Raw genomic sequence first — 13,020 nt, 5'->3', positions numbered from 1 at the left:
GAAGGCGTCAGATGAGCAAGGGACTAAGGATGACGAGACGCAGAGAACAGGGAGCGCGGCTGGCCGTTGTTATCGGCGGAACGGGCGGTATTGGGTCGGCGCTCGTCGGTGCCTTGCAGCGCCAAAATGCTTATGACGAGGTGATCGCGATTGGACGCAATACCTCCCCGGCTGCTGATTTTGCGCAAGAAACCAGCCTTGCCGATCTGGCTGCGTGGCTGAAGGTGAAGGGGCGTCTTTGCCTGCTGATCAATGCGGCGGGTGTGCTCTCAGCCAACACTGGTCCGGAGAAACGTTTCGGCGACATCGATATGGATACGCTGCTATCAGTGTTTCAGGTCAATGCCTTTGGGCCAGCGCTGCTGGTGAAACATTTTCTGCCTTTGTTGCCAAGGGATGAGCGCGCGATTTTCGCCTGTCTGTCGGCGCGCGTGGGCAGTATCGGCGACAATCATCTGGGGGGCTGGTACAGTTATCGGGCATCGAAAGCGGCGTTAAACCAGATTCTGCGCACAGCATCGGTGGAGATGCGACGCCGGGCGCCAAACTCAATCTGCGTCGCTCTGCATCCGGGCACTGTTGCTACGTCGTTCACCGAGGGCTTCCAGAAAACCGGACTGGAGGTGCAGTCCCCAGAGGTGGCCGCCAGCCGACTTCTCTCGGTTCTCGACAAGCTGAGGCCCGCCGATAGTGGCAAGTTTTTCGATCATCTTGGCAAGCCTGTTCCCTGGTAGTGCTTGTGTTCGTCTCCAGCGGGGGATTACTCCAGCGCGCTTGAGGCGCGCCAGAGTGGGTGTGCTCAAACGTCAGGCGTCCACAAGCGCTTCATGTCGAAGGCGTGGATATCGTGTAACAGTTTGACGAATTCTTCCGCTGCAAAATTCAGCGATGCCTCGCCCTTTTTAGCTGTTGCCTTGGCGGCGTTGCCAACGGCGCCGCTCAGACCCAGATCCTGTGCTTTCCAGCCGAATTGATGCTGTCCGTGGCCGCGCAAGTGAGTAAACTCTTCGCGGAATTGCTGTTGTGCAGAGGTGAAGTCCTGCGCCTGATCCATTTTTACCAATTCGGGATGCAGATGCAGCATGATCGAGGTTTCGACGTCGCCGGCATGGATGCCGTAAGTGAACTCCTCCGGTGGGAAGACATCTTCCGGCTGGCCAAAGCGCGACCAGGCCGAGGATGTGACGAGCATGTCATGCGAAACGCGAAGTTCACGTGCCACAATGTCCATAATCGGAACATTGCCGCCATGCGAGTTGATGAGGACCAGTTTCTTGATTCCGGCGCGGGCGACACTTTCTCCGATTTCAATCCAGGCGCGGGTGACTGTCTCCCAAGACAGGGTCAATGTGCCGGGTGAAGAAATATGCTCGTTTGATTTGCCAATGGCCTGTGTCGGCAGAAAAGTGACGGGAAGATCGCTTGGCAGGAGTTCCAGAACACGGCGGATTTGACCTTCCGCAATAGCTGTGTCGGTGAAGACAGGCAGATGCGGGCCATGTTGTTCGATGGCGGCAATGGGCAGGATGGCGATCCAGTCCTGTGTGTCCGAGCTGGAAAAATCCAGCGTCGTCATTTCGTGCCAGTAGCGCTTGGGAAGTGTCGACATCAGGGCCTCATGAATTTTCTATCGCGTGAAGACTACTTACTTTTCCCGGAGGCGTCAGCAGGCAGGTTGCTGCTTTTCGCGGCAGTGATCACGCAAAGCTGATCTGCGTGTCGATGCGCGTTAACATGCCGTAAGGGCAGTTTTCGCAAAATGCAATCATGACACCCGAGCTCAACAGTCTGGCGACGGCGACATCGAGTTTTGCCTTGCGTCGTACAGCGCCCCCCACGGCAACTGCAGAAGACGCACAGCGGTCTGCGGCGGGGTTAAGTGTTGGGCGGTCGGCTGCGACGGCTTCTGTTCAGGCAGAGCGCGCGGGGGCTGTGCCCTCGCTGTCCAAGGACGCAGTTATAGCGACGCAGCAACTTGAAAAGTCCCCGTTATCAGGACAGCGCGGGCAACAGCAAGATCAATCCTCTGGGCCATCTCTCAATTCGGCTCAGTCAGAAGCCACCGACGAAGCGCAGCAAGGTGGTGGACGTCCAGCGGCGGCCAGCGCGGATGGTCAGTCGGCGGCAAATGATGGCCAAACCGCTGAAGACGACCCCGATAATGACGGCTTGACGGAAGAAGAAGAAAAGCAAGTCGCGGATCTGAAGCAACGGGACCGCGAGGTTCGCGCGCATGAACAAGCCCATGCGCGGACGGGCGGGGCCTATGCTGGTGGCCCCAGCTACACGTTCCAGCAGGGACCGGATGGAACACGCTACGCCATTGGTGGTGAAGTGCCGATTGATACCTCCAAGGAGCGCACGGCCGAGGCTACCATCCGCAAGATGCAGGTGGTGATCCGCGCGGCGACAGCTCCGGCGGAGCCTTCCTCTCAGGATCTGCGTGTTGCCCAGCAAGCGCGGGCCCAATTGGCCGATGCACAGGCGCAAGCGCGCGAAGAGGCGGCCTCCGAGGTGTCCAGTGATGAGAAGGAGAGCTTGGGCGCCGAACGTGCGAGCGACGAAGAGACAGGACAGCAGGCCTCGTTTGCGGGCTATGTCGATAAGATGAGTGGCGAAGATCGGCTTCTGTTCGAGCGTGTGGCCTCCGCCTATTCCAGTTCTCAGCAAAGCGCTGCAAACCGTTCGAATGGTGCAAGCCTCGTCGCATGAGCTGTGGCCTCTCTTGACCTGTGGCTGCAAATCGGCACAACTGCTCTCACAAGGCGCATTGTGTCTGGATCATTCTCCGGTCACTGTTGCAGAGTGCCCATTTCTCAACTGTCTTGCTTCGGGTCGACCCCCTTATTTGAAAATTGGATTGTTCAGTGCAACAGGCTCGCAGGGCCCGACGTGCGGTCGGTGCCATCTTCTTTATTTGTGGCACGTTGATTGGAAACTGGGCCGCCCGTGTTCCCGATTTCAAGGCGATGTTGGGCGTTGACGAAAGCGGCTTCGGATTGGTGCTGTTGTGCATGGCCATTGGTGCGGTGACCTCCTTTCCCTTTGCCGGGATGGCAATTGACCGGTTTGGGCCTGCGCGCTCTTCAAAGGTGCTGGCATGCTGCATGTTGGCGGCCTTTGTGTTGGTGACGCTACCCGAAAATGTGCCGTTGTTCCTGCCTTGCATCTTTGTTCTGGGCTGGACGTTTGGCGCTCTCGATGTGTCGATGAATGGGTGGGGTGCAGACGTTGAAAAGGCGCTGCGTCGACCTGTAATGTCGTCCTACCATGGTCTGTATAGCCTTGGAGGTGCGCTGGGCACTGCAGTCGGGGCGGGTCTGTTGAAGCTGGATTTGTCTATCGGTCAGCACTTTGCGCTTTGGGCTGTGGTGATGCTGGTGCCGTTGATTTATGCCTTGCGTGTGCCATGGCCCCGTCCCGCACCACGTCCTGTGGATGCGTCGGCGAAGAAGGTGCCGTTTATCGTCATCCCCAAGGGTGCGCTGCTGTTTGCCGGGATTATGGCGCTGGTCGCTGGCATCAACGAAGGCGGGCTGGCTGATTGGGCCGCGCTCTATCAGATGAATGATCTTGGATACGGGCAGTCTTTTGCTGTGCTTGGCTTTTCGGTCTGCTCAATCTGCATGATGTTGATGCGGTTTGCCTCAGATCGGCTGATCTTGATGTATGGACCGGTCAAAGTGGCGCGGATGAGTGGTTTTTCTGCCCTGTTTGGCGGCTTGCTGCTTGTATCCGGTCTGCATCCGGCCATCGTGCTTATCGCCTGTGGCATCATCGGGGCGGGTGTTGCAGCCATTTTCCCTCTCGCCATGTCGCGCGCTGCCGCAGATCCGGTCCTGTCACCGGGCAAGGCGCTGGCGGCAGTCGCAACCCTTGGCTATGGCTCGTTTCTGTTCGGGCCGCCGCTGCTCGGCTTCATCGGTCACACGTTCTCGCTGCGGATCTCGTTCTTGTTCATCGCACTGTTGTGTATTCTGATTGTTCTGTTCGCTCAGGCATCTGAAGGTGACCGAGCCGGGCTGAGAGCCTTGTTCTGCCCGGTCACCAAACAGAGTTGACGGTGTCAAAGGGCTTCGAGAAAGCGCTTTGATGCCTCGCCGTGCTCGTAGCGCAATTTCTCGACGTCGATTGTCGTTGGCACGCCGTCGCTGACGGTCCATTCGCCTCCAATCATCACCCGGTCCGCCTTGTGCGCGCCGCACAGAACAAGCGCGGCCAAAGGATCGCCGGCCCCCGAAAAGCGCAATTCTTCGAGAGAATAGCAGGCAAGATCTGCCATCATCCCAGGTTTGATGGCGCCGATGTCCTTGCGACCAAGACAGCGGGCCGACCCTTCGGTGGCCCAGCGGAAGGCATCAAAATGCGTAATGCTTTCTGCATTATAGGTCAGCCGGTTGATCATCAGGGCATGGCGCACCCCCTCGATCAGATTGGAATTGTCATTCGAGGCGGAGCCGTCGACACCAAGGCCGACAGGGCAGCCTGCGGCTTCCAGTTCCTTTGTGCGGCACTGACCGGAGGCAAGCACCATGTTTGAAGTTGGGCAGTGGCACACACCAACACAGGCATGGCCAAGGCGACGGACTTCGTCATCATTGAAATGGATACCATGTGCCAGCCAGACGCGGTCATTGAGCCAGCCGCATTCTTCCAGATAATCCACGGGGCGGCATTGAAATTTTTCCAGACAATAAGCGTCCTCATCAAGCGTTTCGCCCAGATGCGTGTGCAGGCGACAATCAAACTGCTCGGCCAGGGTGACGCTTTCGCGCATCAGGCGCTTGGTCACAGTGAAGGGCGCGCAAGGGGCAAGTGCGACCTGTAGTTTCGATCCTTTGGAGGTGTCGTGATATTTTGCGAGAACGCGCTCACAGTCCGCCAGAATGGTATCTTCGTCCTGCACCACGCTGTCGGGCGGCAGGCCGCCGTCCTTCTGTGACATGTTCATGGAACCGCGTGTCATGGTCATGCGGACACCAACGCGGGCGGCTTCTTCCGCCTGAATATCGAGCGCTTCCTCAAGACCATCCGGGAACAGGTAATGGTGATCGGATGCGGCGGTGCAGCCAGACATCATCAACTCGGTCAGCGCCAGCCGCGTCGCCATACGAAATGTATGCGGATTGACGTTTTTCGCCCAGATCGGATAGAGCGCTTGCAGTCAGGGAAACAGCTCTTTGTTGATGGCGTCCGGGTGCGCGCGCGTCATGGTCTGAAAGAAGTGATGATGCGTGTTCACCAGTCCTGAGCAGGATGACGTGCCTTGAGGCGTCAAACGTTTGATCAACCGGGGTTGACGGAGTTTGTCCGGAGCCGATCAGTTCGGCAATTTCGCCATTTTCAATGACAATGCCGCCTTCGGCGCCCTGCGCAAGAATGGCAAGAGGGTTTTTGACCCATAACCGCATTATGTTTCCTTCCCGGTTGAGGCTTCAGGCAAGTGGCGTTGCATGATCAGGTTGTTTCGAGCGTGCCGTTGGTGTGTGTATCCGCGCAGGCGGCAATGACTTCCACTTCCACAACGAATTCTTCGCGGGCGAAGCCCGACACAATCATCAGCGTTGAGGCGGGTGCGGGCAAGCTGGTGAATTCGTCACGTGCGCTCATGTAGCCCGCCAGATGTTCGCGGCCTGTGACAAACGCGTTGATACGCACGATGTCGGTGAGGCTCATGCCGCCCGCTTCAAGAATCTTCGCGATATTCTCAAAGCACAGGCGTGTCTGGGCTTCCACGGTTGTGGGAATGGTGTCATCGAGCGCGATGCCAAGTTGGCCAGACGTGAAAATCAGCCGATGGTTCGCCGGGACATGCATCCCGTGACTATAGCGGGCGAAGGGCGCACGCAGGATGTCCGGTGTCAGGGCCTGTTTCATATGTCTCTCGCGTCTGGAATGCCAACCGGATGAGCCTATTGAGAAGCGGTGCAGTGATCAAGAAGCTTGCCTGTCCAAGGTCCATATTTTGGAATTGTTTTAATCGGATAAATGGATATAAATTAGAAAAACAGATACAAAGAGGGGCTTCCGGATGAGCCAGAATTTTCTTGTTGTCGATCCTGGCGAGGATCTGGATGTGCTCAGAGGGATTGCCTCATTGCCTCGGCTTAAACTCCTGAAGGAAATTGCAAGACACCCCGGTTTGAACGTCAATGCACTGGCAAGTGCAACGGGGCTGCCTCAGTCCTCGGTCTCCTCGCATCTGCAAATTCTGGAAGAGACGGGGTTGGTGCGCACTGAAGCGCAAAAGGCACGAAAAGGCAGTCAGAAAATTTGCTTTGCGGTTTACGACGAGTTGGTGCTGGCCCTGCGCTCGACCATGGAAACCGTTTCGAAAGATCAGATTGAAGTGTCGATGCCGCTCGGTCTGTACACCAGCAGTTCGGTTACGGGACCCTGTGGCATCTGCTCGCCGGATGGCATCATCGGCCTGTTGGATGTGCCGGAAACTTTCATGGATCCGGAGCGCATGAAAGCCAGCCTCTTATGGTTCACCAGCGGGCACGTCGAGTATCAATTTCCCAACAATGCCAAGCTTAAAGGGGTCGAGGTCGAAAGCCTGGAGATCGTTATGGAGGTGTCTTCTGAGGTGCCAGGGCACCGTGAGTAACTGGCCTTCGGACATTGTGCTCTGCATCAATGGCAAGGAAATCGGCATGTGGACATCACCAGGAGATTTTGGGGATCGGCGGGGTGTTTACACGCCGGATTGGTGGAAGCTTCAAGGCTCGCAATACGGCATGCTAAAGACGTGGAGTGTGTCGACAGAGGGAACCTTTGTCGATGGACACAGGATCTCCGATGTCGTGCTTTCTGACTTGGAAATCAACGATCATCGGTCGGTTCGGTTGAAAATTGAAGTGCGGGCAGGCAGCAACCACCCTGGTGGTGTCAACGTCTTTGGGCGGGGGTTTGGCAACTATGATCAGGATATTATTCTGCGCCTCAACACCAAGCCAAAATAGGTTGTGCTTACTGTAGAATACACCTATTTGATGCGGCGCAGCATATTATAGGAGTTGACATTCAGGCCTTTCAGAATGAACGTATCGGTAAATCAGATGTAAATCTGAAATTCTGATATATTCTTTGGGAGGGAATATGAAAGCTCGTGTAGCTGTGCACCGGGATTTCCGGATCAGCACAATCGACAGTCGCCTCTATTCGGCTTTTATCGAACATATGGGTCGGGCCATTTATTCCGGCATCTACGAGCCGGGTCATCCGCAGGCGGACAAGAACGGCTTTCGGCAGGATGTTCTGAAATTTGTTCAGGACCTCAAGATCCCGGCCATCCGGTATCCCGGCGGTAATTTTGTCTCGGCCTACCATTGGGAAGATGGTCTGGGACCCAAGGATCAGCGGCCTGTGCGGCTTGATCTTGCGTGGCGCTCGAAGGAAACCAATCAGGTCGGCATTGACGACTTTGCCATCTGGGCCGAGGCCGCCGGCATCGAAATGATGTTGGCCGTCAATCTTGGTTCGCGTGGCCTGGAGGATGCCCGCAATTTCCTTGAGTATGTCAATTTCCCGGGCGGTACCACCTGGAGTGACAAGCGTCGCGCCAATGGTCGTCAGGATCCTTACGACGTCAAGATGTGGTGTCTGGGCAACGAGATGGATGGTCCCTGGCAGATCGGCCACAAGGTTGCGACTGAGTATGGCCGTCTTGCCAATGAAACGGCCAAGGCATTCAAGGGCTTTGATTCCACCATCGAAACTGTGGTCTGCGGCAGCTCCAATGATCGCATGGCGACGTATCCCGAGTGGGAGCGTCAGGTGCTGGAAGAGTGCTATGAGAATGTCGATTACATCTCACTGCACAAATACTTCGGCAATAAGAGCAAGGACACGCTGAATTATTTCGGCAAGATTGAGGAAACCGGTCGTTACATTCAGACGATCGCCGGTGCCATTGACTATGTGAAAGCCAAAAAGCGCGCCAAGAATGATGTTTACATCTGCTTTGACGAATGGAACGTCTGGTACCATGATCGTGACAACGATGATCGTCGCATCAAGGAGTGGGATTGGCCGGAAGCCCCCGCTCTGCTGGAAGAAAGCTACAACTTCGAGGATGCATTGTTTGTCGGTGGGCTGTTGAATGAATTCATTCGCCGCTCCGATCGGGTGCGTATTGCCTGTATTGCCCAACTGGTCAATGTGATCGCCCCGATCCGGGCCGAGAAGAATGGCCCTGCATGGCGTCAAACGATCTACTATCCGTATCAGTTTGCTTCGCTTTATGGGCGCGGTGATGCGCTGAACGTCGCCGTTGATAGCCCGACCTATGATTGCTCGGTGGCTGATGACGTCAAATATCTTGATGTCGCCGCAGTGCATGACAAGGAAGAGGGTATGTTGACGTTGTTCATCGTTAACCGACATCTGAGTGAAAACGCCGAGCTTGACGTGTCCTTGCCGGGCTTTTCCAATCTGTCACTGGCCGACCATATCTCGTTTGAAGGCTATGATCTGGAAGCGCGCAATGGTCCAGACAAGCCGGATCACGTGGTGCCGGGCAAGGGCAAGGGCGTCGGTGTCGAGGATGGTCAGGTCAAAGGCGCGCTGGCTCCATTGTCCTATCACGTCATTCGCCTGAACGTCGGGTGAGGGGGCGGCCATGGGTGTCACTCTGACGAATGTTCGCAAACGGTTCGGGGCGCTTGATGTCATTCATGACGTCTCGCTTGAAATTCCCACTGGAGACTTCGCGGTCTTCGTGGGGCCCTCGGGCTGTGGCAAGTCGACGCTTTTGCGCATGATAGCTGGGTTGGAAGAGACGACCGCCGGTTCCATCGCCATTGAGGGCGAGGATGTCACCATGACAGAACCCGCCAAGCGCGGCGTTGCCATGGTGTTTCAGTCTTACGCGCTGTATCCGCACCTGAGCGTTTATGAAAACATGGCGTTTTCTTTGCGGCTGAAGCGGGCACCCAAATCGCAGGTCGATGACATGGTGCATGAGGCTGCTCGCATTCTTCAACTTGGGGATGAGTTGAAGAAGAAGCCCAGTCAGTTATCTGGCGGCCAGCGGCAGCGCGTTGCCATCGGACGCGCCATCGTGCGTCAGCCGAAGGTGTTCCTGTTCGATGAGCCTTTGTCCAATCTGGATGCGGAACTGCGTGTGCAGATGCGGCTTGAACTGGCCCGTCTGCACAAGCAGATCGGAGCCACGATGATCTATGTGACGCATGATCAGGTTGAGGCAATGACATTGGCGGATCACATCTTCGTCTTGAAAAAGGGCACGGTGCAGCAGGCCGGCAGGCCTCTGGATCTTTACGACAACCCGGACAATCAGTTTGTCGGCGGCTTTATTGGCTCGCCTGCCATGAACTTCTTGCAGGCGACGGTTGAGGGCCATGATGAGACAGGACTTGTCTGCTCGCTTGAGGGGACGTCTTCCAAGGTGCGCGCTGCGGTCACATCCGACATTGCTGTCGGGCAGAAGGTGACATTGGGCTTGCGTCCGGAAAATCTTGAGCTTCGCCCGGAGGGGTTTTCGGCGGTGGTCGAAATGGAAGAAGACCTGGGAGGGGTTTCTTATCTGCACAGTCGGTTGAGCGACGGCCGGGAGATCGTCGTTGAACGGCGTGGCAAGCGTCAGTCGCTGAGTGGCGAAGAAATGCGATTGGGCGCAGAGCCTCAGGATGTTCTGGTGTTTTCGCAAGAAGGAGCTCGCCTGCGTTAAAGCGTTGGATTTGGCAAATCGGCCTGTTGTTGGGAGAGAGCGGCACGGTCGGGAACTGGGAGGAAGACGATGAAATACCTGAAGACACTCATGATTGCAGGTGTGGCAAGCATGTTGGCCGTTCCGGCCTTTGCGGCCACTCAAAACATCACCTGGTGGGATTTTCTGAGCGGTGGTGACGGCGTTCGCATGAAGGCGCTGATCAGCGAATTCAACAAGGAAAATCCGGACATCAAGATCAATGCGACGACGCTGGAATGGGGCGTCCCATTCTACACCAAGGTGCGGACCTCGGTCGCCATCGGGCAGGGGCCCGACGTGATGACCTATCACCTGTCGCGTATGCCGCTTGGTCTCAAGGAAGGCGTCCTGAGCCCGATCACCGATGAGGATCTCAAGAATGCGGACCTGAAGAAGTCGGATTTTCCTGAGCATACGCTGAACGCGGCGACGGGCCCGGATGGCAAACTTTATGCCGTGCCCTTCGATATCCATTCGATTGTGCTTTATTACAATACCAAATATTTCAAAGGCACCAAGTACCTGGATAAGGATGGCAAGTTAACTGGCATCAACAGCCTCAAGGATTTTGAGGATGCGCTCGCGGTTGCCAAGAAAAACGGTTCGAGTGCTCCCGTATCCTACGGTACGGCAGATGATGGCTGTATTTACCGGATTTTCTACACTCTGCTGAAACAGCAGGGCGGTGACTTGATCAAGGACGGCAAGGTGCTGCCGGGCGACAATCTTGCCAAAGCCACCAAGGCGATCAGCATTATGAATGACTGGGCCAAGAACGGCTGGCAGCCTGAGCAGGCTTCCTATGAAGCCTCCGTTGCACTGTTTACCTCCGGAAAGTCTGCCTTCTTCCTGAACGGGGTTTGGGAAGTGCCGACAATGAAGGACATGCAGAAACAGGGTACGCTTGGCTTCAAGTGGGGGGCCGTTCAGGTGCCTAAGCTCCTGTCTCAGAAGGCAACCTGGGCCGATTCACATTCCTTTGCCTTGCCGAAGGGCAGTGACAAGGATCCGGCAAAGCGGGCCGCTGTCATGAAGGTCATTGGCTGGATGGAAAAACACGCCATCTCCTGGGCAGGAGCCGGGCACATTCCGGCCTATAAACCGGTCCGCGACACAGAGGCTTTCAAGACTTTGCAGCCGAATGCGACTTACGCCTCGCTGGTCGACACGGCTGCCTATGATCCGCGGTCCCCGATCGCTGGTGTTGCTTCGCCGGTTTATGACGCGGCCATCAACATCATTGCGCCGGTCTTCAGCGGATATCTGACACCTGAAGCTGCCGCAAAACAGATGCAGAGCGAACTTCAGTCGCACCTGCGGTGAGGTTTTCCATGTGCCTGGCTACGGCGGCTGTTGTCGCCGTAGCTTCTGTCTGGCGGAACTTCCCATGAAGCCGCATTTTCTCTTGCAGGAGACGAACCCGTGGCAATGCTGACCAATCGGCGCAAGGAGACGATTGTCGCCATTTCGCTGGTGGCCCCTTTTGTCTTGACGTTTGCGCTGGTCTTTTTGTGGCCGACCATCCACATGGTGGAATTGAGTTTCACCAACGCGCCGCTGATCGGCGCCGGAGACTGGGTCGGGCTGGACAACTACAAACGCTTGCTGACCGATAACCTGTTTTATACGTCCCTCAAGAACAATGGTTATTTTCTGGTGCTCACCGTCGTGCCGACAACGCTGCTGGCGCTGGGTATTGCGATGATGATCACGCGTCTGCGCGGGCGCACGCAGGGCTTCGTGCTGGTCATATTCTTCTTACCGTATATTTTGCCCGTGTCGGTGGTCACGATGATCTGGGACTGGATGTTCGATTTCCAGTTTGGCATCCTTCAGCCCATGCTGGCGTTTGTGTTCGGCAAGTCGATCCCGGTGTTCAAAAATCCCTACTGGGTGATGCCATCCATTGCCGTGGTGACAATCTGGTGGACCAATGGCTTCAATGTGCTGCTGTTCATTGCTGGTCTGCGAAATATTTCAAAAGACTATTATGAGGCTGCGTCTCTGGACGGAGCGACACGTTGGCAGCAGTTTCGGCGTGTGACTCTGGCCATTGCTCTGGCCCGTCACAGCCTTGGTGCTCACATTGCAGCTCATCTTGCAGCTCAAACTGTTCGATCAGGTTTATCTGCTCAGTCAAGGCGGTCCCTTCAACACATCTTACGTACTGTTGTTGATGGTCTATCGCGAGGCTTTCCAGTTGAATGACGGTGGTTACGCTTCGGCCATTTCTCTGGTGCTGTTTCTGATCATTGTCATTGTCTCGGTTCTGCAATTTCAGCTTCTCAGAGCGGGAGGGCGTCGATGAAATCGAAATTCAACATTCGGAAGGTTGAAAACAGCGTCCTGACCATTGGCACCCTGTTTGCCGCGGCCTTATGGATTTTCCCGGTCTACTGGGCGGTCGTGACATCGATCCGCACTGAAAATCGGGTCGTGGGCAATAATTCGGGCATTCTGCCGGATATCTTTGATCCCACCGCCTACATAGAAGTGCTGCGGAACACCAAGATGCTGACGTGGTATGCCAATTCGATTGGCACTGCGGTCATCATTACGGTGGTTGTTATCATCTGCGGCATGATGTGCGCCTATGCATTGTCGCAGATGCGGTTTCCCGGGCGTCGTTTGCTCTATGGCATCGTGTTGGCCAGTTTCATGATCCCGACACAGGCGCTGGTGGTGACCCAGTTCGTGTTGATGAACCATCTGCATCTGATCAACACCTGGGCGGGGATCATTCTGCCGCAGCTCATCGTTCCGGTGGTCATTATCGTCTACAAGCAGTTCTTCGATGCAGTGCCAAGCGAGATGAAAGAAGCCGTCGTGCTGGATGGTGGCGGCCACTATGTCTTGCTGTTCAAGCTGTATCTGCCGTTGAACTGGGGCATCACCACCGCGCTTGCCATCGTGACCTTCATCACGGCGTGGAACCAGTTCCTGTGGCCCTTCCTGGTGATCACCACGGAAAACCAGATGACCATCCCAGTGGGGATCACGCAGGTCAATGACGCGTTTGGGGTTCATTATGCACGGCTGATGGCGGTGGCTTTGCTGGCAGCCATGCCGGTCGCAGTTGCCTATCTGATCTTCCAGAAGAAGGTCACAGAAGCCGTCATGATTTCGTCCGGTGTGAAAGGGTAGTTCAGACTGGACGTGCACGGTTGGCAAGCGTTGGCGGACCCGGGTCGACCGTGCATTCTTTTTCTTTCAAACAGGCGGGCCTCGGCTCGTCTGTTTGCTTTATGGATCCGCGGCTGTGGCTCCGCCCCTATGGGACCTTTGCAGTGCTTGCGCAAAGTGCG

9 protein-coding genes and 3 pseudogenes are annotated in these 13,020 nt (G+C 56.0%); 9 read left to right on the top strand and 3 right to left on the bottom strand.

Annotated features, from left to right (window positions below; all coding sequences use genetic code 11):
- Positions 1–29: 29 nt before the first annotated feature.
- On the top strand, positions 30–734 hold the full coding sequence (locus AC0L7U_RS08990) for an SDR family NAD(P)-dependent oxidoreductase (protein WP_473695440.1): 705 nt from the start codon (positions 30–32) through the stop codon (positions 732–734).
- Between the two features lie 65 nt (positions 735–799).
- Here the strand turns inward: AC0L7U_RS08990 and AC0L7U_RS08985 are convergent, their stop codons facing one another.
- Positions 800–1,609 (bottom strand): creatininase family protein, encoded by an 810-nt coding sequence (locus tag AC0L7U_RS08985; protein ID WP_473695439.1) that lies wholly within the window; start codon positions 1,607–1,609, stop codon positions 800–802.
- A gap of 158 nt (positions 1,610–1,767) precedes the next feature.
- Between AC0L7U_RS08985 and AC0L7U_RS08980 the strand changes: the two genes are divergently transcribed.
- Positions 1,768–2,712 carry a putative metalloprotease CJM1_0395 family protein gene (locus AC0L7U_RS08980; protein ID WP_473695438.1) on the top strand — a complete coding sequence of 315 codons (945 nt, stop codon included), beginning with the start codon at positions 1,768–1,770 and terminating at the stop codon, positions 2,710–2,712.
- A gap of 155 nt (positions 2,713–2,867) precedes the next feature.
- Positions 2,868–4,061: an MFS transporter gene (locus AC0L7U_RS08975; protein WP_473695436.1), complete on the top strand. Its 1,194-nt coding sequence runs from the start codon at positions 2,868–2,870 to the stop codon at positions 4,059–4,061.
- Between the two features lie 5 nt (positions 4,062–4,066).
- On the opposite strand, the pseudogene AC0L7U_RS08970 reads toward AC0L7U_RS08975, so the two are convergent.
- Both AC0L7U_RS08970 and AC0L7U_RS08965 read right to left on the bottom strand, forming a co-directional pair.
- Positions 4,067–5,411 (bottom strand): annotated as a pseudogene (locus tag AC0L7U_RS08970) (8-oxoguanine deaminase).
- 46 nt (positions 5,412–5,457) lie between these two features.
- Positions 5,458–5,877 (bottom strand): RidA family protein, encoded by a 420-nt coding sequence (locus tag AC0L7U_RS08965; protein WP_473695434.1) that lies wholly within the window; start codon positions 5,875–5,877, stop codon positions 5,458–5,460.
- A 154-nt stretch (positions 5,878–6,031) separates the two neighbouring features.
- Between AC0L7U_RS08965 and AC0L7U_RS08960 the strand changes: the two are divergent.
- From AC0L7U_RS08960 to AC0L7U_RS08935, 6 genes and pseudogenes are all read left to right on the top strand, one after another.
- Positions 6,032–6,965 (top strand): annotated as a pseudogene (locus AC0L7U_RS08960) (ArsR/SmtB family transcription factor).
- A gap of 136 nt (positions 6,966–7,101) precedes the next feature.
- Positions 7,102–8,613, top strand: coding sequence for an arabinosylfuranosidase ArfA (gene arfA / locus AC0L7U_RS08955; RefSeq protein ID WP_473695432.1), 1,512 nt, complete (start codon positions 7,102–7,104; stop codon positions 8,611–8,613).
- Positions 8,614–8,623: 10 nt separating this feature from the next.
- The gene (locus AC0L7U_RS08950) at positions 8,624–9,694 is read left to right on the top strand and encodes an ABC transporter ATP-binding protein (protein WP_473695430.1); all 1,071 of its coding nucleotides are present in this window, start codon (positions 8,624–8,626) and stop codon (positions 9,692–9,694) included.
- Between the two features lie 69 nt (positions 9,695–9,763).
- Positions 9,764–11,038 carry an extracellular solute-binding protein gene (locus tag AC0L7U_RS08945; protein WP_473695428.1) on the top strand — a complete coding sequence of 425 codons (1,275 nt, stop codon included), beginning with the start codon at positions 9,764–9,766 and terminating at the stop codon, positions 11,036–11,038.
- A 105-nt stretch (positions 11,039–11,143) separates the two neighbouring features.
- Positions 11,144–12,023, top strand: a pseudogene (locus AC0L7U_RS08940) (carbohydrate ABC transporter permease).
- The gene (locus tag AC0L7U_RS08935; protein WP_473695427.1) at positions 12,020–12,859 is read left to right on the top strand and encodes a carbohydrate ABC transporter permease; all 840 of its coding nucleotides are present in this window, start codon (positions 12,020–12,022) and stop codon (positions 12,857–12,859) included. The pseudogene AC0L7U_RS08940 and the gene AC0L7U_RS08935 overlap by 4 nt, the downstream one beginning before the upstream one ends.
- Positions 12,860–13,020: the final 161 nt, after the last annotated feature.

It is taken from the genome of Roseibium sp. 10G30-5, from assembly GCF_055809635.1.
Note: the sequence above shows the minus strand (reverse complement) of the source record. Positions and strands in the feature narration are given on the sequence as shown.